This is a genomic window from Wenxinia marina DSM 24838 (genome assembly GCF_000379485.1).
GTDB classification, from domain to species: domain Bacteria; phylum Pseudomonadota; class Alphaproteobacteria; order Rhodobacterales; family Rhodobacteraceae; genus Wenxinia; species Wenxinia marina.
Genome location: NZ_KB902289.1, coordinates 17,769 through 41,115 on the forward strand (window position 1 = coordinate 17,769; position 23,347 = coordinate 41,115).

Sequence of the window (23,347 nt, forward strand, 5' to 3'; positions counted from 1 at the left end):
AATGACTATCAGGATGCTCCGGAGGAGGCGTCCGGGAGGTAATCTTATGGTCTTGCAGGGGGTCCCCCTGAACGTGACGCCGCTGGCGCGGTCGGTGCGTCCATGAAGCTGGGCGTCAACCTGCTCTGCCTCGCGGGGCACATCGAGGAGTCGCACCTGCCGCAGATCGAGCGGATCGCGGAGATCGGCTACGACCACGTCGAAGTGCCCGTGATGCGGGGCGATGCGGGCCATTACGAATGGCTCGGCCGCCGGCTGGACGCGATGGGGCTGGGACGGGCGCAGACCTCGATCGTGCCGGATCCGGACGCCAATCCGCTGTCGGACGACGCCGACGTCCGGCGCCGCGGGCTCGCGCACCTGTCGTGGATCCAGGATTGCGCCGAGGCCCTGGGGTCCGAGACGGTGGGCGGACCCTTCCATGCGCCCATCGGCCACTTCACGGGGCAGGGGCCGACCGAGGATGAGATCGAACGCGGCGTCGAGGCGCACCGCGCGATGGCGGAGCGGGCGGGACGGCACGGCTATCTCCTGGCTCTCGAGCACCTGAACCGTTTCGAGACCTACTTCCTCAACACGATGGAGCAGGCCCGCGCCTACGCCGACCGCGTGGATCACCCGGCCTTCGGCATCATGTACGACACGTTCCACGCCAACATCGAGGAGCGGGACCAGCCCGCCGCGATCCGCCTTCTCGGCGACCGGATGCACGTCCTGCACCTCTCCGAGAACGACCGCGGCATCGTCGGGCGGGGCCAGATCGACTTCGCCGGCATCGTGCGGACGGTCCGGGAAACCGGCTTCGACGGGCACGTCGTGCTCGAGGCCTTCGGCGCGGGCGTGCCGGAACTGGCCGCGGCCACGCGGGTCTGGCGCCCGCTCTTTCCCGACCACGACACGCTGTTCCGGGAATCGCACGACGTCATCCGGACGACGTGGGAGGCGGCATGACCGCACCCGTGATCGAGATGCGCGGGATCACCAAGACCTTCCCGGGCGTCCGGGCATTGTCGGACGTGAGCTTCGACGTCCGTGCCGGCGAGGTGCAGGCCCTCGTGGGCGAGAACGGGGCGGGAAAGTCCACGCTCATCAAGATCCTGTCCGGCGTCTACCGCGCCGACAGCGGAGAAGTCCGGCTCGGCGGCACGCCGGTCCATTTCTCCCATCCGGTGGAGTCCCTCGCCGCGGGGATCGCCGTCATCTACCAGGAATTCTCGCTGCTGCCCGAGCGGACGGTCGCGCAGAACCTGTTCCTCGGACGCGAGCCGCGGACGCGCTTCGGCCTGATCGACGCCCGCCGGATGCGGGAGGAATCGCGCGAGGCTCTGAGCCTGTTCGCCGCCGCGGGACGGATCGACCCGGACCGGCTGGTGGGCGAGCTCGACGTGGCGACGCAGCAGGTGGTCGAGATCGCCAAGGCGGTCTCGACCGGTGCGCGCGTCGTGGTGATGGACGAGCCGACGGCCGCGCTGAACGAGGCCGAGTGCGAGGAGCTGTTCGCCGCAGTCGATACGCTGCGCGGGCGGGGCGTGGCGATCATCTACATCACCCACCGGATGCGGGAGATCACCCGCCTCGCCGACCGGGTGACCGTGCTGAAGGACGGCGAGATCGCGGCCCGCTTCGACGAGGTGCCCGAACCGGGCGCCATCGTGCGGGCCATGGTCGGCCGCGACATCGAGGATTTCTACGCCCCGCCCGCCCGGCCGGAGGAGATCGGCGCACCGGTCCTCGCGGTCCGCGGCGGCGGGAACGACAGGCTCCGCGACATCGACCTCGAGGTCCGCGCGGGCGAGATCGTCGGCCTCGCCGGCATCCAGGGTGCCGGCCGGGTCGCGCTGGCGATGGCGCTGTTCGGCGAGGCGCCCTTCGATCGCGGCGAGGTGACGCTCGACGGCGAGACGGTGTCCTTCCGAACTCCGCGGGCGGCGATCCGGGGCGGCGTGGGACTTCTTCCAGGCGACCGGAAGAGCGAGGGCCTGGTGCTGATGCAGTCGGTCCGCGACAACGGCATGCTGACCTCGCGGGCCTTCGCCTCGCCGCTGTCCAGCCATCGCCGCAACGCCAACGGCGACCTCGGCGGCATGGACCGGCTGCTCGACGGTATGGAGATCCGCGCGGCGAACTACGACCAGGACATCCGCGCCCTGTCGGGCGGCAACCAGCAGAAGGCGATCGTCGCGCGCTGGCTGTCGATGCGGCCCCGGCTGCTGATCTTCATCGAGCCGACGCGGGGGATCGACGTGAACTCCAAGGCCGGGATCTACCACCTGATGCGCGACCTCGCCCGCGAGGGGGCGGGGATCCTGATGATCTCGTCCGACCTGCCCGAGGTGATCGGCGTGGCCGACCGCGTCCTCGTCATGCAGGAGGGCCGGATCGTCGCCGAGTTCCCCCACGGCGCCAGCGAGCAGGAGGTGATGCACGCTGCGACAGGCGAGAGGGGGGTGGCCGCGTGAGCGTCTCCGGCGACCCGGCCCCGCGGCGGCCCGCCTTCCGGTTCGAGCGCTGGGCGCCCCTCATCCTGCTCGGCGGGGCCTTCGCCATCTACGTCGTGGTGGCGTTCGCCACCGGGCAGGCGCAGTACCTGACGTTCGAGAACCTGATCGCGATCCTCGGCCGGTCCATCGCGCTCGGCATCACCGCCATCGGCCAGACCTTCGTGATCCTGGTCGCGTCGATCGACCTCAGCGTCGCCAGCCTGATCTCGGCGACCGCCGTCCTTGCCTCGGTCATCATGGACGGAGAGCCCGGAATGATCCTGCCTGCCGTGCTTGCCGCGCTGGCGCTGGGCGGGGTCGTCGGGCTGGTAAACGGGCTCGTGGTGAGCGGACTGAAGGTGAACCCGCTGATCGCGACGCTGGGGATGAGCCTGATCATCCAGGGATGCCTGTCGGCCTTCGTGTCGAACTTCGCCGGCGCGGTCCCGGCCGAGTTCCAGGTCTTCGCCTACGGCCAGCTCGGACCGTTCCCGTTCGCCCTCCTGTTCCTCCTGGCGCTCGCCGTGCTGGCTTGGGCCGTGCTGCGCTTCACCAAGTTCGGCTCGGACATGTACGCCGTCGGCGGCAGCGAGGAGGCGGCGCGCTTCGCCGGCATCAAGGCAGGACGCGTCCTCGTCCTGTCGCACGTCATCTGTTCGGTCTGCGCGGCGATCGCCGGGCTCTACCTCGCCTCGCGCCTGCGTTCGGGCGCGCCGTGGATCGGCTCGGACGGGGTCTACGACCTCGAGAGCATCGCCGTGGTCGTGATCGGCGGTACCGTCCTCGCCGGCGGCCGGGGGGGCATCTGGGGCACGATGGCGGGGATGCTGATCTTCTCGCTCATCGATTCCGTCTTCAACATCGCCGGCGTCGACAGCTTCGCCAAGCAGGTGCTGCGCGGGGTCATCATCGTGGCCGCCGTCGCCTTCTACGCGATCCGCTCGAAGAGGATCGTGGCATGACCGACGGAACCCGTCCGCGCGGCGCGGAGCGGCGCCTCCGGGCGCCCCGCATCAACCCGGTCTGGATCCTCCTCGCCGTTCTGATCGCGGCGATCATCTACATGAACACCGGATTCGTGGAGCCGACCGGCTACATGAACTTCCTCAAGCGCGCGGCGCCGCTCGCGATCCTCGCCGCCGGGCAGGTCTACGTCATCACGTCGGGCGGCTTCGATCTGTCGGTGGGTTCGCTCATCACGCTGGTGGTGGTCGGCTCCTCGATGCTGACGAACAACGACCCCGCGGCGACCCTATGGGTCATCCCCCTGATGCTGGGGCTGGGCCTCGTCGTCGGCTTCGTCAACGGGCTCGTCGTCTGCTTCCTGAGGGTGCCCTCGCTGATCGCGACGCTGGGGATGATGATCACCCTCAACGGCCTCGCCTTCCTGTGGTCCGGCGGGGCGCCGCGCGGCTACCTGCCGGACACCTACCGCTTCTTCGGGCGCGAGCTGATCCGCGACGTGCCGCTGGTCGGCTTCATCCCCGTCTCGGTCATCGTGATGGCGGTGGTCATCGGCGCCTATGGCTGGCTGATGCACCGCGCGAACCTCGGCCGGCAGGTGCACGCGATCGGCGACAATCCCGTCGCCGCCCACCTCGCCGGCGTCCCGGTGGCCCGGGTGCGGATCACCGCCTTCGTGCTTTCGGGGCTTTCCGGCGCCGTGGCCGGCATCCTCCTCGGCGGCTTTGCCGGGGTCTCGACGGACGTGGGCGCGGGCTACGAGCTGCAGGCGATCACCGCCGCGGTCCTCGGCGGCGCCCAGCTTCTGGGCGGCCGCGGCTCGGTGCCCGCCGCGTTCGGCGGCGCGCTCGCGCTGACGGCCATCTTCACGCTTCTGAACTTCCTAGGCCTGCCGCAACCCGTCCGGCAGGTGGTGCAGGGCCTCATCCTCATCGCGGCGGTGGCCCTCGCCATGCACAGGAGGAGACAGACGGGAACCTGAGCCGCCGACGATGGCGACCGACGACAGACACAGGGAGTGAGACCATGAAGAGACTTCTGGCGACGACAGGCGCGCTCGCGCTGAGCGCCTTGCCCCTTTCCGCCCAGAATTTCGACGACCCCGAAGAGTTCGCCCGGCAGCAGGAGCAGCTGCAGGCCGAGCCCGAGGGCCCCGAGGGTCAGCCGTGGCTGCAGCACATCGGCGGCGAGATGGTGGAGACGGCCGATCTCGGCATCGAGGCGCCGGCGACGGTCTGCTTCTCCAACGCCGGCGTGAACAACCCGTGGCGGGTCGTCGGCTTCACCAACATGAACCAGGAGCTCGCCAACCACGACTCCATCGGGGAGTTCATCCACGTCGACGCCGAGGGATCGGACGACAAGCAGATCGCCGACATCGACGACCTGCTCGCCGGCGGCGAGTGCGACGTGATGATCGTCTCGCCCAATACCACCGCCGCCCTGACCCCCGCGGTCGAGCGGGCGTGCGAGGCGATGCCGGTCATCGTCTTCGACCGCGGCGTGAACACAGACTGCCCGGTGACCTTCGTCCACCCGGTCGGCGGCTACGGCTTCGGCATCCAGGGCGCCGAGTTCATCGCCGAGAACGTCGAGGAGGGCTCGGACGTGCTGATGCTGCGCATCCTGCCCGGGGTCGACGTGCTCGAGACCCGGTACTCGGCCGGCCGCCGCATCCTCGAGGAGGCGGGCATGAACATCGTCGGCGCCGAATTCACCGACGGCGACAACGCCCAGACGAAATCCATCGTCGAGGATTACCTGCAGCGCGGCAACATCGACGCGGTGTGGATGGACGCGGGCGCCACGGCCGTCGCGGCGATCGAGGCGTTCGAGGATTCGGGCTACGACATCCCGGTGTTCGTGGGCGAGGACCAGCAGGACTTCCTGCGCAAGTGGCAGGACGAGGGGATGACGGCGATCGCGCCGACCTATCCCACCTACCAGTGGCGCACCGCGATCATCGCCGCCGCCCGCGTGATCGAGGGCGAGCCGCTGCCCGGCCCCGAATGGGTGCTGCCGCAGCCGGCGATCACCCAGGAGAACCTCGCCGAGTACGTGAACCCGGCGATGCCGCCGCTGCACTACGCGATGTGCGGCTGCGACGAGATGGAGAACTATCCCGAAGCCTGGGGCGGTAACTGAGCCGATCGGGCCGGGGCGGCGGCGCCTGCCGCCGCCCCGGGTCCCGCCGACACTGTGGAGTGGCCACTGCGACGCCGACTGCGGCCGCCGCGATCGCGGGGCTCCGGGCGGGCGGGTCGCCCGGTCGCTCATTCTCCGCTCGGCGCTTGCCGAAGCTGCGCCTGCACGATCGCGCGCCGGCTCTCCCCGGTCCTGAGGACGCAGGTCGCACAACAGTCGCCCCCCGAGGAGGGGAGAGTGTAGTAGCGGCAGCAGCCGCCACGGACGCGGATCCAGGTGTCCCGGTGCGGCGCTTCGGGCAGGGCGATCCGCTCGAAACCCGTCTGCCGGCAGAACAGGGCCGTGCCGCGGTCGGCGAGGATGGTGCGGGCGAGGGCGATGCCGTCCTCGGGCCGTCCCAGCCGGACGGCCTCGTCGAGTAGAGCGGCGGACAGAGCGTCGCCGACCAGCCGCCACAGCGCCGTCTCGCCGTGCCGCGAGAGGCGATGCAGCGCGCCGACGAGCGGCGCGAACGGCCGCTCGACCGCACGGCCGAGCGCCTGCGGATCGGCCGGACTCCACGTCGACGAGCCCGTGAGGCAGACGTCCCAGACCCGCACGATGCCCGACGCCCCGTCGACGCGCCATTCCTCAAGCCGCGGGACAAGGCGCACGTCCGCGGCCAGGCCGTCGACCCCGACGCCGCGGAGGGCGAGGCGGGCAAGGATCGTCGACAGGCCCGACGCCATGCGGCCGACCAGGTAGCAGGCCCGCAGACGGTCGTCCGCGCCATCCTCGTCCGCGGCCTCGCCGTCCATCAGCGCGCGGACCGCGCCGTCGGTCAGCCGGGCCGGGTCGAGCGCCGCCCCGGATGGGCCGACCAGCCGCGCGGCGAAGGCGCCGGCCTCCGGCGCGGGCGTCGCGAGGGCGGCCAGCGCCGTGGAGGCGCCCCGTCCGATGTCGGCGTGGAGGGTCACTCCGTCACCGCCTCCGCCTCGGGGAGGCCGCCGTCGAAGGCCTGCGCGATCCGCGGCTCGAGCTCGTCGAAGAGATAGGGCAGCGACAACAGTGAGGCGTGGCTGAACGCGCTGGTCATCAGCGGGCCGAGGAAGATCTCGCGCCCTTCCTGCACCGCTGGCAGCGCGGAGCGGAACGGCAGGTCCTGCATCTCCGCCATGTATTCGTCGGCGAACCACAGCAGCAGGTCGCTGTCGAACGCGTCGATCCGCTCGGGCGAGACCTCGGCGTAGAACTCGTGGCTGTCCGACAGGTCCTGCACCACCGGGTTGGCGACGAAACCGAGCTCGTCGAGCAGGATCACCCGCGTGTCGTCCTCCAGGTAGATGCCCGGCGTGCCGTCCCAGTAGGTCGCCAGCGTCGCGGTGCGGCCCTGCCAGTCCGGGTGGGCCGCGCGCATCCCCTCGATCCGCGCCTCGATTGCCGCGATCTGCGCCTCGGCCTCGTCCTCCTGCCCGATCGCGCGGCCGACGATGCGCGCCTGCTCGGCCCAGCTCAGGGCATAGTCCGCCGTGCCCTCGGGCACCGCGACGACCGGCGCGATGAGCGAGAGCTGGCGGTAGTCCTCGGCAGTGATGCCGGACCAGACGGCGGTGATGAGGTCGGGCTCGGCCGCCGCGATCTGCTCGAAGTTGAGGTCGCCGCGCAGGATCTCGGGCGTCTCCCCCATCACCGCGTCGGCCCAGGGCCAGACGGCGCGGGGGCGGTCGCCGAACCAGTCGCGGATCACGACGGGCTGCACGCCGAGCGCGAGGAGGTTGTCTGCGCCGTTGAAGTCCACGGTCGCGATCCGCTCGGGGCGTTCGGGGATCACCGTCTCGCCGAACTTGGTCTCGATGGTCAGGGGATAATCCTGGGCCACGGCGGGCGCGGCGAGCAGGGCCAGGGCGGCGGCCGTGAGTGTCGGGTGCATTGTCATCTCCTTCAGGATGGTTGGGGCCGCAGCATCAGCGCCACGAAGATCGGCACGCCGATCAGCGCGGTGACGAGGCCGGCGGGGACCTGGACCGGGGCGAAGGCCAGGCGGCCCGCCAGATCCGCCGCGGCGGTCAGGGCGGCGCCGGCCAGCGCGGTGAGGGCGAGGTGGCCGCCGATCCCGGCGGGGGCGAGGCGGCGGGCGAGGTGCGGCGTGACGAGGCCGACGAAGGCGAGCGGCCCCGCGGCCGCGACCGACACGCCCGCCAGCGCCACCGCCAGCGCGACCAGAGCCGCCCGCGCCGGGCGGGCGCGCAGGCCGAGGGCGGTCGCCACCTCCGTCCCGAAGCGCAGCGCCGACAGCGGGCGCACCGCGAGGACCAGCGCGGGCAGGAGGGCGAGGGCGGCGAGCGACAGCCACCGCAGCTCCACCCAGCTCGCCGCGTGCAGGCTCCCGGCGAGCCAGCCGAGAGAGCTCATCGCGCTGCCCAGGGTGCCGTAGGTCAGGAAGGCGCGGGTGACGGCCGCGATCATCGCCGACAGGCCGATGCCGATCAGGACGAAGCGCAGCGTCTCGCCGTCGCGGGACGAGCGGGAGAGGCTGAGGACGAGACCCGCCACCGCGAGCGCGCCCCCGAGCGCCAGAAGCGGACGGGCGCCGGTCGCGAGGCCGGGGGCGAGGACCGCGCCCGCCACGACGGCGAGGGCCGCGCCCTGGCTGATCCCGACGAGGCCGGGATCGGCGAGGGGGTTGCGGGTCAGCGACTGGAGGAGGGCCCCGGAAAGGGCGAGGAACGCGCCGACGAGGAACGCGACGAGGGCCCGGGGCAGCCGGAACTCCCACACCACCGTCGCGGCCATCGGCGCGGGCGGATCGCCGGCCAGCGTGTCCAGCACCTCGGCCGGCGACAGGGCGTAATCGCCGCTCATCAGGCCGGCGACGAGAAGAGCGGCACACGCGAGGACCAGCCCCGCCGCAACGAGGCGCGGCGACGGCGCGGGACGGAGGGCGACGGCCACGCTCACAACCGCGCCCGCACGAGGGCGATGAAGACGGGTGCGCCCACGAGCGCGGTGACGATTCCGGTGGAGACCTCGACCGGCGCCAGCACGGTGCGCGCCACGATGTCGACGAGCATGAGGAACACTGCCCCGGCGAGCGCCGAGGCCGGTACGATCCGGCGGTAGTCGGCACCGACGAAGAGGCGCACCGCGTGCGGGACGACCAGTCCGACGAACCACATCGGCCCGGCGAGCGCGACGGACGCGGCCGTCAGGGCCACCACCGCCGCCAGCGCCGCGCCCCGGGTCCGCGCCACGTCGACGCCGAGGCCGGCCGCCGTCTCGTCGCCCATCGCCAGCGCCGTGACCCGGCCGGAGAGCGCCAGCGCGGCGACGCCGCCGAGCGCGAAGAGCGGCAGGGCGTGCCGGAACGCCGCCATGTCGCCCGCCGCGAGCGAGCCGGACAGCCAGACCCGGAACCGGTCGAACACCGCCTCGTTCAGCAGCGTCACCGCCTCCTGCCCGGCGTTGAGGAACGTCATTACCGCCATGCCCGACAGGACCAGCGTCAGCGGGCCTGATCCCGCCGGCGCGGCGCGGGCGATGCCGAATGTCAGCGCCGCCCCGCCCACGGCGCCGAGGCCGGCGACGAGGGGCAGCGCGGCCGTGCCGGCGAGGCCGAGCCAGCCGAGCGCGGCGACGACCGCGAGGCTCGCCCCCGCGGTCAGCCCCAGCACCGCCGGCTCCGCCAGCGGATTGCGGGTCACGCCCTGCAGCAGGGCCCCGGCCATCGACAGCGCCGCGCCGACACAGGCGGCGAAGAGGGCGCGGGGCAGGCGCATCTCGCGGACGATGATGTCGTCGTAGACACCCTCGCGCGGGGCGAGCAGCGCCTGCCAGACGTCGCCGAGCGCGATCGGCTTCGCCCCCACGCCGAGATGGACGACGAGAACGGCCCCCAGCACGGCGAGGCCGAGGACCACCGCCCCGCCTGCACGAAGAGGACGCGCGGTCACGCCGCGGCCTGGGTCCGAACCGCCCCCGGCCGGGGCAGGCAGACCGGCCGCCCGGTGGCCGGATCGGTGATCACGTCCGCCTCCAGCCCGAAGACCTCGCGCAGGATGCCGGGCTGCATCACCGCCCGCGGCGTCCCGTCCCGCACGATCCGGCCGTCCCGCATCATCACGATCCGGTCGGCGAAGGCGCTGGCGAGGTTCAGCTCGTGCAGGACCAGCACCATCGTCCGCCCGTCCTCGCGCACGATGCGGGAGAGCAGCGCCATCAGGTCCACCTGCACCTTGAGGTCGAGAAAGGTCGTCGGCTCGTCCAGCAGCACCAGGGGCGTGTCCTGCGCCAGGACCATCGCGATCCACGCCCGCTGCCGCTGCCCGCCCGAGAGGGTCGCGACCGGACGCCCGGCAAGGCCCTGCAGTCCCGTCTGCGCGAGCGCCCGCGCAACCGCCGCGGCGTCCTCCCGCGACCAGGGGCGGAGCAGCGTGCGGTGGGGAAAGCGGCCCTGCCGGACCAGCTCCTCCACGGTCAGCCCTTCGGGCGCCACCGGCCCCTGCGGCAGCAGCGCCAGCCGGCGAGCGACCGTCCGCGTCGGCAGCTGCGCGATCGGCGCGTCGTCCAGCAGCACTCCGCCGGCGGACGGCCGCAGCACCCGGGCAAGGGCCTTGAGCAGAGTGGACTTGCCGCAGCCGTTCGGCCCGACGAGGGCCGTCATCTCGCCTCGGGCAATGTCGAGATCGACGCGCGCCAGCACCGGCAGGCCACCATATCCGACCGAGAGGGACCGGGCGGACAGGGCGGGGGAACGCGACGGGGGCGATGGGATCATGCGGGGTCCTCGATTCCCGACTTTTATAGTCGGGATCTTTTTCGGGGCACAAGCGGGAAGCTCCGCCTCGCAGTGCGCGCGCGGCGTCGCTCGAGACGGCCGTGGTCCCTTTCGCCAGCAGTCGACATCATGAGAGGCCGGACGGGCGTCACGGCCGGCCTCGATCGCCGCCGCCGCAGCTTCATGAAACGCAGGTTCCGCCGCAGGGCGGCTCGTGGAACAACAGTCCGGCTGCCTCGTTCGACGAGTGGACGCTCGGCCTTTTTCCGATGCACGCGTTGAAAGCTCCGGCGCCGGCCGTCACCTCCTGACTCGAAACCAGAAAAGGAGCCTCGTGATGCTCAGATCGCTCATCCTCGCCGCCGGCCTCGCGGCCACCGCCTTGCCGGGCCCGCTCGCCGCGCAGGAGGCCGACACGCTGCGGGTCGGCATGTCGGGCGGCTACTTCCCCTTCACCTTCGTCCGCCAGGACGAGCTGCAGGGCTTCGAGGTCGACGTGATGAACGCCGTGGGCGAAGAGGCCGGCCTCGACATCGAGTTCGAGACGATGTCCTTCTCCGGCCTGATCGGCGCGCTGGATGCCGGCCGGATCGACACGATCGCCAACCAGATCACCATCACGCCGGAACGCGAGGAAGCCTTCGTCTTCACGCAACCTTACGTCATCGACGGCGCGCAGGTTGTCGTGCGCGAGGGCAACGACGAGATCGGCGGGGTCGAGGACCTGTCCGGCCGGTCGGTCGCGGTCAACCTCGGCTCGAACTTCGAGCAGCTGCTGCGCGATCTGCCGAACGCGGACGAGATCGACATCCGCACCTACGAATCAAACATCGAGCAGGACGTGGCGCTCGGCCGGGTCGATGCCTTCGTCATGGACCGCGTCTCGTCGGCCCAGGTGATCGCCGAGAGCCCGCTGCCGCTGCAGCTGGCCGGGCAGCCCTTCTCCGAGATCCGCAACGCCCTGCCGTTCCGCGACGACGAGGAGGGCCGCGCGATGCGCGACCGGGTGGACGCCGCGCTGACCGCCCTGCGCGAGGACGGCACGCTGGAGGCGATCTCGCAGGAGTGGTTCGGCAGCGACATCACGACGGCCGCCACCACCGACGCGGACTGACCTGAGAGATGCGGGCGCTCGACCTCGACTACATGCTGGGGCTGGTGCCCGTCATCCTGGGCTACGTGCCGCTGACGCTGTTCATGGCGGCGGTGGCGATGGTCTGCGCCCTGATCCTGGCCTCGCTCCTCGCGGTGGAACGCGTGGTGCGGGTGCCGGGGCTGGACTGGCTGGTGATCCTGTTCATCAGCTTCTTCCGCGGCACGCCGCTGCTCGTGCAGCTGTTCCTGTTCTACTACGGGCTGCCGCAGGTCGTGTCCGTCCTGACCCAGATCAACGGGGTGACGGCGGCGATCATGGGACTGACGCTGCACTTCGCCGCCTACATGGCCGAGGCGATCCGCGCCGCGATCACCGGCGTCGACCGCAGCCAGTGGGAGGCGGCCCAGTCGATCGGCATGACCCAAGGGCAGATGATGCGCCGGATCGTGCTGCCCCAGGCCGCCCGAATAGCCGCGCCGACGCTGGTCAACTACTTCATCGACATGATCAAGGGCACCTCGCTGGCCTTCACGCTGGGGGTGACCGAGATGATGGGCGCGACGCAGAAGGAGGCGTCGGGCAGCTTCCTCTACTTCGAGGCGTTCCTCGTCGTGGCGGTGATCTACTGGATCATCGTCGAGGTGTTGAGCCAGGGGCAGAAGCAGCTCGAAACGCGGCTGGGAAGGGCGTTCGCGCGATGATCCGGGTCCGCGGCCTCACCAAGCGGTTCGGCACCACCACGGTGCTGGACGACATCGACCTCGACATCGCGGACGGCGAGCGGGTCGTCGTCATCGGCCCCTCCGGGACCGGCAAGTCGACCCTCCTGCGCTGCCTCAACTTCCTCGACCGGCCCGAGGCGGGGCGGATCGAGATCGGGTCGGTGTCGGTCGACGCCGCCCGCGCCGGCCGGCGCGACATCCTCGCCCTGCGGCGGGCGACGTCCTTCGTGTTCCAGAACTACGCGCTCTTCGCCAACCGCACGGCGAAGGAGAACATCATGGAGGCGCTCGTCACCGTGCAGGGCCGTTCGAAGGCCGAGGCCGAGGCGCGGGCGATGGAGGTGCTGGGCGAGACCGGCCTCGCCGACAAGGCCGACAGCTATCCCGCCGCCCTGTCCGGCGGGCAGCAGCAGCGCGTCGGCATCGGCCGGGCGATGGCGATCGGCGCGGAGCTGATGCTGTTCGACGAGCCGACCTCGGCTCTCGACCCTGAATGGGTGGGCGAGGTGCTGGACCTGATGCGCCGCGTGGCGGAGCGGCGGCAGACCATGCTGATCGTCACGCACGAGATGTCCTTCGCCCGCGAGATCGCGGACCGGATCCTGTTCATGGACGGCGGCCGCATCGTCGAGCAGGGCCCGCCGGCCGACCTGCTGTCGTCTCCGCGGGACGAGCGGTTGCAGCGGTTTCTGCGGCGGGTCGGCTGAGAGCGCAGCGTCGGCCGCCGTCGCGGCTCTTGTGCCGCCTCAGCGATCCGACAAACGGGCGAACCGATTGGCACCGGGCGCGCGCCGGATCTGCGCCGCGTGCAGCGGGTCAACGTGGAGGATGCGAGTCCGGAAGGCAGCGTCGCGACGACGCTGCTGCTGACGGCAAAGGGCGCATCCGGGGATCTTCGAGCATCGGTCAACGCGGCACTCGCCTTCGCTCGTCGTCGGCGGAGCGCCTCGCGGTGCGGCGGCCAGTGGAGGCCCGCTCGATGCGATGTGGAGAACCACAGACGCAGCCCCGCGAGCCCAGTTGTCATCGTCGATTGAATGCTGGACGAGATCAACGCTGGTTCCCGACTCCCGTGTCGGAACCACCCACGCCCCTTGCCGCGTTGCTCCTCTCAGCAACGTGAGGAGCGTGTCCATGTCCGAACAAGCCCCCGGATGGGTCGTCCCGGCGATGCGCGCCGGCTATTCGGCCCGCGCCGTCGTCTACGTCATCATCGGCGGGCTCGCGCTCGCCGCCGCGATTACCGGAGGGCAGGCGCCCGAGGGGCAGAGCGGCGCGCTCGACCAGCTGCGCGGCTGGCCGTTCGGCACGTTCCTGCTGTGGGTCATCGGCATCGGCCTGTGGCTCTACGCCATCTGGCGCTGGATGTGCGCCTGGATGGATCTCGAGGACCGCGGCACCGACGGCGAGGGCCTCATCGCGCGCACCGGCCAGGTCGTGACCGGCATCATCCACGCCGCCCTCGGCGTGACCGCCATCCAGCTGGCCATGGGCAACTCCGGCGGCAGCGGCGAGGACAGCCGCGCCGAGCACTGGACCGCCGAAGTCCTCGCCATGCCGGCGGGTCGCTGGATCGTCGGCGCCATCGGTCTCGTCATCATCGGCGCGGGCGTGTTCTACATCTACAAGGGCTATGCCGAGAAGTTCCGCCGCTACCTGCGCGCCACCACGACGATGGAGAAGCTGGTCCCCTTCGCCAAGGTCGGCCTCATCGCCTTCGGTGGCGTGGTCGCGCTGATCGGGGGCTTCGTCCTCTTCGCCGCGATCCAGTCCAACGCCGAGCAGGCGGGCGGCTTCGGCGACGCCTTCGCCACCATCCGCCAGCAGGCCTACGGGCAGGTTCTCCTCGGCATCGTTGCGGTCGGGCTGATCTGTTACGCGGTCTACAACGTGATCGAAGCGGGATGGCGCGTCGTGCCGAAGGCCGCGGACAGCGACGTGATCACGCTGGCGCAGAAGGCGGAGCGCCAGGCGAAGGCCGCCGCCCGCTGACCTTGCCCCGGCCGACCTTGCCCCTTCGGGGCCCGTCCTCTATCCGTCGCGCCTGACTTTCGCGCGACGGACAAGGCGGCCCCTCATGCCCGATCTGCTGATCGAACTCTTCTCCGAGGAAATCCCCGCCCGGATGCAGGCGCGGGCGTCGGACGACCTCAAGCGCCTGATGACCGACGGGCTGGTCGAGGCGGGCCTCACCTACGCCTCCGCCGCCGCCTTCGCCACGCCCCGCCGCCTGACTCTGTCGGTGGAGGGCCTGACCGCCGAGAGCCGCGCTACCCGCGAGGAGCGCAAGGGGCCCGCCGTGGGTGCGCCGGACGCCGCCGTCGACGGATTCGCCCGCTCCGCCGGCGTGGCGCGCAACGCGCTGGAGGTCCGGGACGTCAAGAAGGGGCAGGCCTACTTCGCCGTCATCGAGACGCCCGGCCGCACCGCCGCGGAGATCGTCGCCGAGGTGCTGGAGCGGACGATCCGCACCTTCCCCTGGCCGAAGTCGATGCGCTGGGGCGCGGGCCGCCTGCGCTGGGTCCGGCCGCTGCAGTCGATCCTGTGCCTCCTCGCCGGCGACGACGGCGCCGAGGTGGTGCCGCTCGAGGTGGACGGCCTGAAAGCCGGCGCCACCACGCGCGGCCACCGCTTCATGGCGCCGGACGCCTTCGCCGTGTCGTCCTTCGACGATTACGAGGCGAAGCTGAAGCGCGCCCGCGTCCTCCTCCGCCCCGAGGAGCGGGCCGAGACGATCCGCCACGACGCCGCCAACCTCGCCTTCGCCCGCGGGCTGGAGGTGGTCGAGGACGAGGGGTTGCTGGCCGAGGTCGCGGGGCTGGTCGAGTGGCCCGTGGTCCTGATGGGCCGCATCGGCGAAGACTTCCTCGGCCTGCCGGCGGAGGTGCTGCGGACCTCGATGAAGGAGCACCAGAAGTTCTTCTCGGTGCGCAATCCCAAGTCCGGTCGGATCGAGGGCTACGTCACCGTCGCCAACATCGAGACGTCCGACGACGGCGCCACCATCCTCGCCGGCAACGGCAAGGTCCTGGCCGCCCGCCTGTCCGACGCCCGCTTCTTCTGGGAGAACGACCTCGCCGTGGCGAAGGCCGGCATGGACGAATGGCGCGTGGGGCTGAAGGCGGTGACCTTCGAGAGCCGCCTCGGCTCCCAGGCCGACCGCATCGCCCGTGTGGCCGCGCTGGCGCGGGAGATCGCGCCGATGGTCGGCGCCGACCCGGACCTCGCCGAGACGGCCGCGCAGGTGGCCAAGCTGGACCTGCGGTCCGAGATGGTCGGCGAGTTCCCCGAGCTGCAGGGCACGATGGGCCGTTACTACGCCGAGGCCGCCGGCTTGCCGGCGGAGGTCGCCGCCGCCTCGGCCGAGCACTACTCCCCCTTGGGCCCCTCCGACGCGGTGCCGACCGCGCCCGTGTCGGTCGCGGTGGCGCTGGCGGACAAGCTGGACACGCTGACAGGCTTCTGGGCCATCGACGAAAAGCCGACGGGGTCGAAGGACCCCTTCGCGCTGCGGCGGGCGGCGCTGGGGGTGGTGCGCCTAATCCTGGATCAGGGCCACAGACTCAACATCTTCGAATTGATCCAGATCGGGATCGCACGGCATCCTACTCCGACGGGACACTTGGCTTCCGACGTGCAGTCCATGCTTGACGACGATCAGCCACATATTGATGCGGCTTGGTCTGAAGCCCGCGACCTCCTCTCCTTCCTCCACGACCGCCTCAAGGTCCACCTCCGCGACGAGGGCATTCGCCACGACGTCATCGACGCCTGCCTCGCCATGCCGGGCGCCGACGACCTGACGCTGCTGGTGCGGCGGGCCGAGGCGCTGGCGGCGTTCCTCAAGACCGAGGACGGCGGGAACCTCGTCCAGGGCTTCAGGCGCGCCAACAACATCCTCACCCAGGCCGAGGAGAAGGACGGGGTCGAGTACAGCTACGGCGCCGACCGCAAGTTCGCCGAGGCCGACGAGGAGCGGGCGCTGTTCGACGCGCTCGACGCGGCGGAAGCGAAGATCGGCCCGGCGATGCAGGCCGAGAACTTCGCCGCCGCCATGGCCGCGCTCGCCGACCTGCGCGCGCCGATCGACGCCTTCTTCGAGGCGGTGCAGGTGAACGCCGAGGCGCAGGTCGTGCGGCGCAACCGCCTGAACCTGCTGAGCCGGATCCGGCGGCTCTGCCTCGACGTGGCGGACCTGCGGCGACTGGAGGGGTAGGGGCGCGCGCCTCGCGGCGCGTTGCCGCGCCGACGCCGCCTGCGCTCCTCGCCGCCTGCGGGCCTGCCTCGCGAGGGAAATTCGATGAATTTCCCTCTGTCCGCAGACGAAAATTCGCCGAATTTTCTTCGCCCCCCGGTCCGGTCGCGGCAGCCGCGAAAGTTTCCTTTGGTCCGCGACGGCGCCGCCTCTATGTTGCGCACCGGAAGGAATGCCGCGATGCAGCAACACGCCCTCTTCGACGACGTCACCCTGATCACGCCCACCGCGGCGATGTCGCCGGCGGTGCATGGCGGCCGGGCAAAGTGTCTGCAGCGCCTGATCCGTCTCGACCTGCCGGTGCCGACAACCGTGGCGCTGTCCTTCGACGCGATCCGCGGCATCGCCCGCGGCCGGATGCCGGACGTGCCGGCGATCCTGTCGCACTTCGGCCCGGCGCCGCTGCTCTCGGTCCGGCCGTCCAGCCAGGACCCCGACTGGGGCGGCCCCGGCGCGATCCTCAACATCGGCATGAACGACGAGCGGCACGCCCTGATGCGCCCCCGCATCGGCGAGGCGGCGGCGACCGGCCTGTACCTGCGCTTCATCCAGTCCTACGCCGTCCATGTCGCCCGCCTCGACCCCGAGCCGTTCCACCTGCCGGACGTCGCCGACGCCGCCGCGCTGGCGCGGATGCTCGAGGCCTACGAGGACGAGGCGGACGAGACCTTTCCTCAGGCGACCGGGGTGCAGCTCGCCGGCGTCCTGCGCTCCATGGCCCGGGCGTGGGAGGGGACGTCGGCGCGCCTGCTGCGGCAGGCCAAGGGCGCGCCAGCCGACGCCGGGCTCGGCCTCGTGGTGCAGGCGATGGCCCTCGGGGTCGGTCCCGACGAATCGGGCTCGGGCGTCATCCAGTTCGTGGAGCCGGTGGCGGGCGAGCCGCAGATCACCGGCCGCTACCTCAGCCAGAGCCAGGGCCGCGAGGCGCTGGCCGCCGGGGCGCGCGCGATGTACCTGACGCGGGACGACCGCGGCGCCTCGCTGCAGGATCTGTGCCCTGACGCCTTCGCCGAACTGGTCCGAATGGGCGGCCTGATCCGCACGCGCCTGCGCGAGGAGATGCAGATCGAGTTCACGATGGAGGCGGAGCGGCTCTTCATCCTCGACGCCGTCCGCGTCCAGCGCAGCAACCGCGCGGCGGTCCGGATCGCCGTGGCGCTGGCCGAGGACGGGGCGATCCCGCCGGAAGAGGCGGTGATGCGCATCGCCCCGTCGGCCCTGTCCGAGCTGCTGCACCGGCAGGTCGACCCCGCGGCGCGGCGCGATCTCGTCGTCTCGGGCATCGCCGCCAGCCCGGGGGCCGCCTCGGGCCGCATCGTCTTCGGCTCGGCCGAGGCGCAGGCGTCGGCGTCCCGCGGCGAGGACTGCATCCTCGTCCGGCGCGAGACGACGCCCGAGGACATCCGCGGCATGACCGCCGCGAAGGCCGTCGTGACGCTGCGGGGCGGCGTGACCAGCCACGCCGCGGTGATCGGCCGCGGTCTCGGCGTGCCCTGCGTCGTCGGCGCCTCGGACCTCGTCATCGACCGCAAGCGCCGGCAGATCGTCGCCCCCGACGGCCGCCGCTTCGCCGAAGGCGAGATCGTCACGGTCGACGGCACGCGGGGCGAGGTGCTGGCGGGCGAGCCGCCGATGCTGGAGGCGGCGATCGGCGGCGCGGTCGAGACGCTGCTGGGGTGGGCCGACCGGTTCCGCGACATCGGCGTGCGCGCCAACGCCGACACGCCGCGCGACGCGCAGACCGCGCGCAACTTCGCCGCCGAGGGGATCGGCCTCTGCCGGACCGAGCACATGTTCTTCGACGGCGACCGGATCGGCCTGATGCGCGAGATGATCTTCGCCGAGGACGGCGACGACCGCCGCGCCGTGCTCGACCGGCTGCTGCCGCTGCAACGGGACGATTTCGCGCGGCTGTTCGACATCATGGCCGGCCAGCCGGTCTGCATCCGCCTGTTCGATCCGCCGCTGCACGAGTTCCTGCCCGGCGACACCGCCGGCCTGCGCGAGCTTGCCGAAGGTCTCGCCCTGCCGCTCGCCGAGGTGACGCGCCGGGTCGAGGCGCTGGCGGAGTACAATCCGATGCTTGGCATGCGCGGCGTCCGTCTCGGCGTGACGGTGCCCGAGATCTACGAGATGCAGGCCCGCGCCATCTTCGAGGCGACCGTCGAGGCGAGCCGCTCCGGCGCGCCGGTGGTGCCCGAGATCATGATCCCGCTGGTCAGCGCGATGCGCGAGGTGGAACTGGTGAAGGGCCGGATCGACGCGGTCGCCGCGGCCGTGAAGGCCGAGACGGGGCGGGACTTCACCTACCGGCTCGGCGTCATGGTCGAGACGCCCCGGGCCTGCCTGCGCGCCGGCGACATCGCCGCCCACGCCGCCTTTCTGTCCTTCGGCACGAACGACCTGACGCAGATGACCTACGGCCTCAGCCGCGACGACGCCGGGCGCTTCATGTCCGCCTACGTGGCGCAGGGCGTCTACGAGGAGGATCCGTTCCACCTGCTCGACACCGAGGGGGTGGGCGAGCTGGTGCAGATCGGCGCCGAGCGCGGACGCCGCGGCCGGCCCGACATCACGCTGTCGATCTGCGGCGAGCACGGGGGCAGCCGGCGGGCCATAGAGTTCTGCCGGGATCGCGGATTCGACTACGTTTCGTGCTCGCCCTTCCGGGTGCCGGCGGCACGGCTGGCCGCCGCGCAACTCGCCATTGCGGCGCAGCGTGCAACCTCGGGCTGAAGATCAGGATAGGTCCGCAACCTGCTGTGCCGGAATGATATTTCCGGTTCAGCGAAATCCCGCCGATACGGACGCGACGACAGGCATCAGATAGACTCCCGGTTCGTCGTTTTTTAGCACCGCGTCCGACCGGCGGGGGTGGCCCCGCTTCAACTGACGGGGCCAACCGCATGCTTTTCTTCGTCTTCCGCGCTTTCGCGCCGCTCCTTCTTCTCGCCGCCAGCCTGACGGCGCCGGTCGCCGCGATCGCCGACACCGGTCTCGCGCACCGGTTGGGCGACCTGCTGGGACAGGAGCGGCAGGCGCTCGACGTACTCCCCTCGACCTCGCTCGACGCACTCACCGCGCCGCCCCCGGCGGCGGCCCGCGGAATCGAGACCGACCCCACCGCCTTTGCCCGCACCGCCCTCTGGGTCGCGCGCCAGCCGGTCGCGACGGGCGGGGCCGAGTGGCGGTGCCTGGCCGAGGCGCTCTACTTCGAGGCGCGGGGCGAGAGCGTCGAGGGGATGTTCGCGGTCGCCGAGGTGATCCTGAACCGGGTCGACCGCGGCGACTATCCCGGCAGCGTGTGCGGCGTCATCAACCAGGGCACCGGCCGCCTCTACGCCTGCCAGTTCACCTACACCTGCGACGGCACCGCCGAGGCGATCCACGAGCCGATCGCCTGGCAGGTGGCCGGCAAGATCGCCCGCGCCATGCTGGACGGCGCGCCGCGCACCCTGACCGCCGGCGCCACGCACTACCACACCCGCGCCGTCAATCCGTCCTGGGCCGGCCGCCTGTCGCGCACCGCGCAGATCGGCGCCCACCTGTTCTACCGCGCCCCCGTCCGCACGACCTGAGCGGGGTCGGTCCACGCGACGCGCGAGGTTGCCCGGCGCGCACGGCGGCGGTACAGACCGGCCCGACCCCGGCCGGGAAACCCTGACATGACCGACGAGACGCGCCTCGCCTTCGCCCATCCCGAGGAACGGGCCGCCGCCACCGCACCCGGCCCCCGCGACCGGATCTCGCTGCGCGGCCACGTTGCCGAGGCCGAGATCGGCGCGTTCGAGGAAGAGCGGGGCCGTACCCAGCGCCTGCAGTTCGACGTCGTGGTCGAGGTAACGGGCGCCGAGGCGGGCGACGAAGTCGACGCGATCCTCAGCTACGACCGCATCGCCGAGGCGATCGGGCACGAACTCGCCGCCCGCCGCCTCGACCTGCTCGAGACGCTCGCGGACAACATCGCGGCCCGCCTCCTCGCCGAGCCGCAGGCGGAGCGCGTCTTCGTCCGCGTGCAGAAGCTCGACCGCGGGCCCGGCGCCCTCGGCGTCGAGATCGTGCGCGGGGCGGAGCATCGCGGCACTGCCGCGCCCGAGCCGCTGCCGCCCGCCGACGTCTGGGTCCTGCCCGCCGGCGCCGCGGAGGACGCCGCGCTGCCCGCCCTCGTCGCCCGCCTCGCCGGACGCCCGGCGCTCCTCCTCGCCGGCGCGGGCCCGGCCCCCCGCGCGGCCACGCCCGAGGCGCAGACGCGCATCGACCTTCTCGCGCTCGACCAGGCGGCGTGGCTGTTCGCCGCCGCGGCGCCGGACCTCGTCGTCGCCGCCTCGCGGACCGAGATCGACTGGGCGCTGCGTCGCGGCCGCCCCGCCGTCTGGGCGCCCTCGCGCCTGGTCCTCGGCGCCGCCGCGCCGCCGGCGGATGTGACGCCCTCCGCCCTCGCCGCGTGGCTCGCGAGAGAGATCGGCGCCGCCTCCATCGCCGTCGTCGGCGGCCCGGCCCCGGTGGCGGAGGTCCCGGTCCACACCCTCGACCGCCTGGGGGACGCATGATCCCCCTCGCCGGCAGCGGCCCGCGTCCTCCCGCCGCCCTGCCGCTGGCCGGCAGCCGCCTCGCCTGGTTCGACCGCGTGCTGGACGGCGAGACCGTCACCGACGCCGCGGACCTGCCCGCCGCCCTGCGCGACCGCCTGTTCCGGCAGCGGCCCGGCCTCTGCGGCCTCACGCTCGACCGGCCGCGGATCATGGGCATCCTCAACGTCACGCCCGACAGCTTCTCCGACGGCGGCGACCTCACCGCCCCCGCAGCGCTGATCGCGCGCGCCCGGGCGATGGCAGCCCACGCCGATATCCTCGACATCGGCGGCGAATCCACCCGCCCCGGTGCGGCCGAGGTGCCCGAGGCGGACGAGATCGCCCGCACCGTTCCCGCGATCCGCGCGATCCGGGCCGAGGGGATCACGACGCCGATCAGCATCGACACCCGCAAGGCCCGCGTCGCCGCGGCCGCCCTCGCAGCCGGCGCCGACATGGTGAACGACGTCGCCGCGATGACCTATGACGCCGACATGGCCCGCGTCGTCGCCGAGCACCGCGTTCCGGTCTGCCTGATGCACGCCAAGGGCGACCCCGCCACCATGCAGCGGGATCCGACCTACGCCGACGTCGTGGCCGAGGTCGCGGACTGGCTCGCCCGCCGCCTGGACGCCGCCGACGCCGCCGGGATCGCGGCCGAGCGGGTGATCCTCGACCCCGGCATCGGCTTCGGAAAGACGCTGCAACACAACGTGAGTCTGCTTCGCCACCTCGCCGGCTATCATGCCCTCGGCCCGGCGATCCTGCTCGGCGCGTCGCGCAAGCGGTTCATCGGAACTCTCGGCAACGCGCCCGAGCCCAGGGACCGGACGGCCGGATCGGTCGCTGTCGCCCTCTGGGGCATCGCGCAAGGCGTGCAGATCGTGCGCGTCCACGATACGATGGAGACAAGACAGGCGATCAGCCTGCACGAGGCAGTGAGCGGAGTGGGACAGGACGATGCGTAGGCTCTTCGGAACGGACGGCGTGCGCGGCACGGCCAACGACTGGCCGATGACCGCCGAGATGGCGCTGCGGATCGGCGCGGCGGCGGGCCGCTACTTCCGCAACGACGGCTCCAACGGGCACCGGGTGGTGATCGGCAAGGACACGCGCCTGTCGGGCTACATGTTCGAGAACGCGCTGACCGCGGGCCTCACCTCCACCGGCATGAACGTGCTGCTGCTCGGCCCCGTGCCGACGCCGGCGGTGGGCCTGCTCACCACGTCGATGCGGGCCGACGTCGGGATCATGATCTCGGCCAGCCACAACCCGCACAACGACAACGGGATCAAGTTCTTCGGCCCCGACGGCTTCAAGCTTTCGGACGAGGCCGAGGCCGAGATCGAGCGCCTCGTCGCCAGCGACATCGAGCCGGCGCAGGCCTCGAACATCGGCCGCGCCAAGCGGATCGACGACGGTCGCTTCCGATATGCCGAGCGGGTGAAGTCCACCTTCCCGCACGGCCGCCGTCTGGACGGGCTGAAGGTCGTGATCGACTGCGCCCACGGCGCCGCCTACAAGGTCGCCCCCGAAGTGCTGTGGGAGCTGGGCGCGGACGTCGTGCCCGTCGGCACCCAGCCGAACGGGACCAACATCAACGACGGCGTCGGCTCCACCAGCGTGCGCGCGGCGGCCGAGGCGATCGTGACCCACGGCGCCGATGTCGGCATCTGCCTCGACGGCGACGCCGACCGTGTGATGATCCTCGACGAGAACGGGCAGGTGGCCGACGGCGACCAGCTGATGGCGCTGTTCGCCGCGCGCTGGGCGTCCGAGGGGCGGCTGTCGGGCGGCACCCTCGTCGCCACGGTGATGTCGAACCTCGGGCTGGAGCACTTCCTCGGCGGCCGCGGCCTGCGGCTGGAGCGGACGAAGGTCGGCGACCGCTACGTGGTCGAGGCGATGCGCCGCGGCGGCTGGAACCTCGGCGGCGAGCAGTCGGGCCACATCGTGATGACCGACTACGCCACCACCGGCGACGGCCTGCTCGCCGGGCTGCAGTTCCTCGCCGCGATGGTCGAGACCGGGCAGACGGCGAGCGCGCTGGCCCGTCAATTCACACAGGTGCCGCAGCTGCTGAAGAACGTGCGCTTCGCCGCCGGCACCGATCCGCTGGCGCAGGCGCAGGTGCGCCGCGCGATCACCGACGCCGAGGGCCGGCTGCAGGGTCGCGGCCGGCTGCTGATCCGCAAGTCGGGGACCGAGCCGCTGGTGCGCGTCATGGCCGAATGCGAGGACGAGGCGCTGCTGCGCCAGGTCGTCGAGGGCATCGTCGCCGAGGTGGAGGCCGCCTCGGTCGCCGCCTGAGGCCGATTGCGCGACTCGGGGTCGCGGTCGTAGCGTCGGTCGCGCAACCGGG

20 protein-coding genes are annotated in these 23,347 nt (G+C 72.0%); 15 read left to right on the top strand and 5 right to left on the bottom strand.

The genetic code is table 11. The features are described 5' to 3' along the window. Positions 1-102 precede the first annotated feature (102 nt). The 5 genes from A37W_RS0110675 to A37W_RS0110695 are packed head-to-tail and all read left to right on the top strand — an operon-like array spanning position 103 to position 5,588. Complete coding sequence (locus A37W_RS0110675) at positions 103-951, top strand: sugar phosphate isomerase/epimerase family protein (protein WP_018303030.1); 849 nt, start codon at positions 103-105, stop codon at positions 949-951. Beyond that, on the top strand, positions 948-2,459 hold the full coding sequence (locus A37W_RS0110680; RefSeq protein WP_018303031.1) for a sugar ABC transporter ATP-binding protein: 1,512 nt from the start codon (positions 948-950) through the stop codon (positions 2,457-2,459). The genes A37W_RS0110675 and A37W_RS0110680 overlap by 4 nt, the downstream gene beginning before the upstream one ends. After that, a complete protein-coding gene (locus A37W_RS0110685; RefSeq protein WP_018303032.1) occupies positions 2,456-3,442 on the top strand; it encodes an ABC transporter permease in 987 nt (328 codons plus the stop codon). The genes A37W_RS0110680 and A37W_RS0110685 overlap by 4 nt, the downstream gene beginning before the upstream one ends. Continuing rightward, positions 3,439-4,425 (top strand): ABC transporter permease, encoded by a 987-nt coding sequence (locus A37W_RS0110690; protein ID WP_018303033.1) that lies wholly within the window; start codon positions 3,439-3,441, stop codon positions 4,423-4,425. The genes A37W_RS0110685 and A37W_RS0110690 overlap by 4 nt, the downstream gene beginning before the upstream one ends. A 44-nt stretch (positions 4,426-4,469) precedes the next feature. Beyond that, positions 4,470-5,588, top strand: coding sequence for a substrate-binding domain-containing protein (locus A37W_RS0110695; RefSeq protein WP_018303034.1), 1,119 nt, complete (start codon positions 4,470-4,472; stop codon positions 5,586-5,588). Positions 5,589-5,716: 128 nt separating this feature from the next. Here A37W_RS0110695 and A37W_RS0110700 read toward each other — a convergent pair whose 3' ends face one another. From A37W_RS0110700 to A37W_RS0110720, 5 genes are read right to left on the bottom strand one after another with little or no spacing between them, the layout of a single operon-like run. Next, positions 5,717-6,544 (bottom strand): hypothetical protein, encoded by an 828-nt coding sequence (locus A37W_RS0110700; protein WP_018303035.1) that lies wholly within the window; start codon positions 6,542-6,544, stop codon positions 5,717-5,719. Next, the gene (locus tag A37W_RS0110705) at positions 6,541-7,497 is read right to left on the bottom strand and encodes an iron-siderophore ABC transporter substrate-binding protein (protein ID WP_018303036.1); all 957 of its coding nucleotides are present in this window, start codon (positions 7,495-7,497) and stop codon (positions 6,541-6,543) included. The genes A37W_RS0110700 and A37W_RS0110705 overlap by 4 nt, the downstream gene beginning before the upstream one ends. Positions 7,498-7,508: 11 nt before the next feature. Beyond that, positions 7,509-8,519, bottom strand: coding sequence for a FecCD family ABC transporter permease (locus A37W_RS0110710; RefSeq protein WP_156169348.1), 1,011 nt, complete (start codon positions 8,517-8,519; stop codon positions 7,509-7,511). Between the two features lie 2 nt (positions 8,520-8,521). Then, complete coding sequence (locus A37W_RS0110715; RefSeq protein ID WP_229666033.1) at positions 8,522-9,517, bottom strand: FecCD family ABC transporter permease; 996 nt, start codon at positions 9,515-9,517, stop codon at positions 8,522-8,524. After that, a complete protein-coding gene (locus tag A37W_RS0110720; RefSeq protein WP_018303039.1) occupies positions 9,514-10,341 on the bottom strand; it encodes an ABC transporter ATP-binding protein in 828 nt (275 codons plus the stop codon). Before A37W_RS0110720 ends, A37W_RS0110715 begins: the two co-directional genes overlap by 4 nt. A gap of 337 nt (positions 10,342-10,678) precedes the next feature. Between A37W_RS0110720 and A37W_RS0110725 the strand changes: the two genes are divergently transcribed. The 10 genes from A37W_RS0110725 (at position 10,679) to glmM (ending at position 23,295) form a co-directional block, all read left to right on the top strand. Beyond that, positions 10,679-11,455 (top strand): amino acid ABC transporter substrate-binding protein, encoded by a 777-nt coding sequence (locus A37W_RS0110725; protein ID WP_018303040.1) that lies wholly within the window; start codon positions 10,679-10,681, stop codon positions 11,453-11,455. 8 nt (positions 11,456-11,463) lie between these two features. Further along, positions 11,464-12,138 (top strand): amino acid ABC transporter permease, encoded by a 675-nt coding sequence (locus A37W_RS0110730; RefSeq protein WP_018303041.1) that lies wholly within the window; start codon positions 11,464-11,466, stop codon positions 12,136-12,138. Further along, positions 12,135-12,866, top strand: coding sequence for an amino acid ABC transporter ATP-binding protein (locus A37W_RS0110735; RefSeq protein ID WP_018303042.1), 732 nt, complete (start codon positions 12,135-12,137; stop codon positions 12,864-12,866). The genes A37W_RS0110730 and A37W_RS0110735 overlap by 4 nt, the downstream gene beginning before the upstream one ends. Positions 12,867-13,293: 427 nt before the next feature. Next, the gene (locus A37W_RS0110740; RefSeq protein ID WP_018303043.1) at positions 13,294-14,151 is read left to right on the top strand and encodes a DUF1206 domain-containing protein; all 858 of its coding nucleotides are present in this window, start codon (positions 13,294-13,296) and stop codon (positions 14,149-14,151) included. An 85-nt stretch (positions 14,152-14,236) separates the two neighbouring features. Then, positions 14,237-16,375: a glycine--tRNA ligase subunit beta gene (glyS, locus tag A37W_RS0110745; protein WP_018303044.1), complete on the top strand. Its 2,139-nt coding sequence runs from the start codon at positions 14,237-14,239 to the stop codon at positions 16,373-16,375. A gap of 219 nt (positions 16,376-16,594) precedes the next feature. Continuing rightward, positions 16,595-19,150 (top strand): putative PEP-binding protein, encoded by a 2,556-nt coding sequence (locus tag A37W_RS0110750; protein WP_018303045.1) that lies wholly within the window; start codon positions 16,595-16,597, stop codon positions 19,148-19,150. 170 nt (positions 19,151-19,320) lie between these two features. Next, a complete protein-coding gene (locus tag A37W_RS0110755) occupies positions 19,321-19,992 on the top strand; it encodes a cell wall hydrolase (protein ID WP_018303046.1) in 672 nt (223 codons plus the stop codon). An 87-nt stretch (positions 19,993-20,079) separates the two neighbouring features. Then, the gene (locus A37W_RS0110760) at positions 20,080-20,964 is read left to right on the top strand and encodes a dihydroneopterin aldolase (RefSeq protein WP_018303047.1); all 885 of its coding nucleotides are present in this window, start codon (positions 20,080-20,082) and stop codon (positions 20,962-20,964) included. Then, entirely contained in the window at positions 20,961-21,953 is a 993-nt protein-coding gene (folP, locus tag A37W_RS0110765) for a dihydropteroate synthase (RefSeq protein WP_018303048.1), read from the top strand. The genes A37W_RS0110760 and folP overlap by 4 nt, the downstream gene beginning before the upstream one ends. Next, positions 21,946-23,295, top strand: a complete 1,350-nt coding sequence (gene glmM, locus A37W_RS0110770; RefSeq protein WP_018303049.1) for a phosphoglucosamine mutase — start codon at positions 21,946-21,948, stop codon at positions 23,293-23,295. Before folP ends, glmM begins: the two co-directional genes overlap by 8 nt. Positions 23,296-23,347 lie beyond the last annotated feature (52 nt).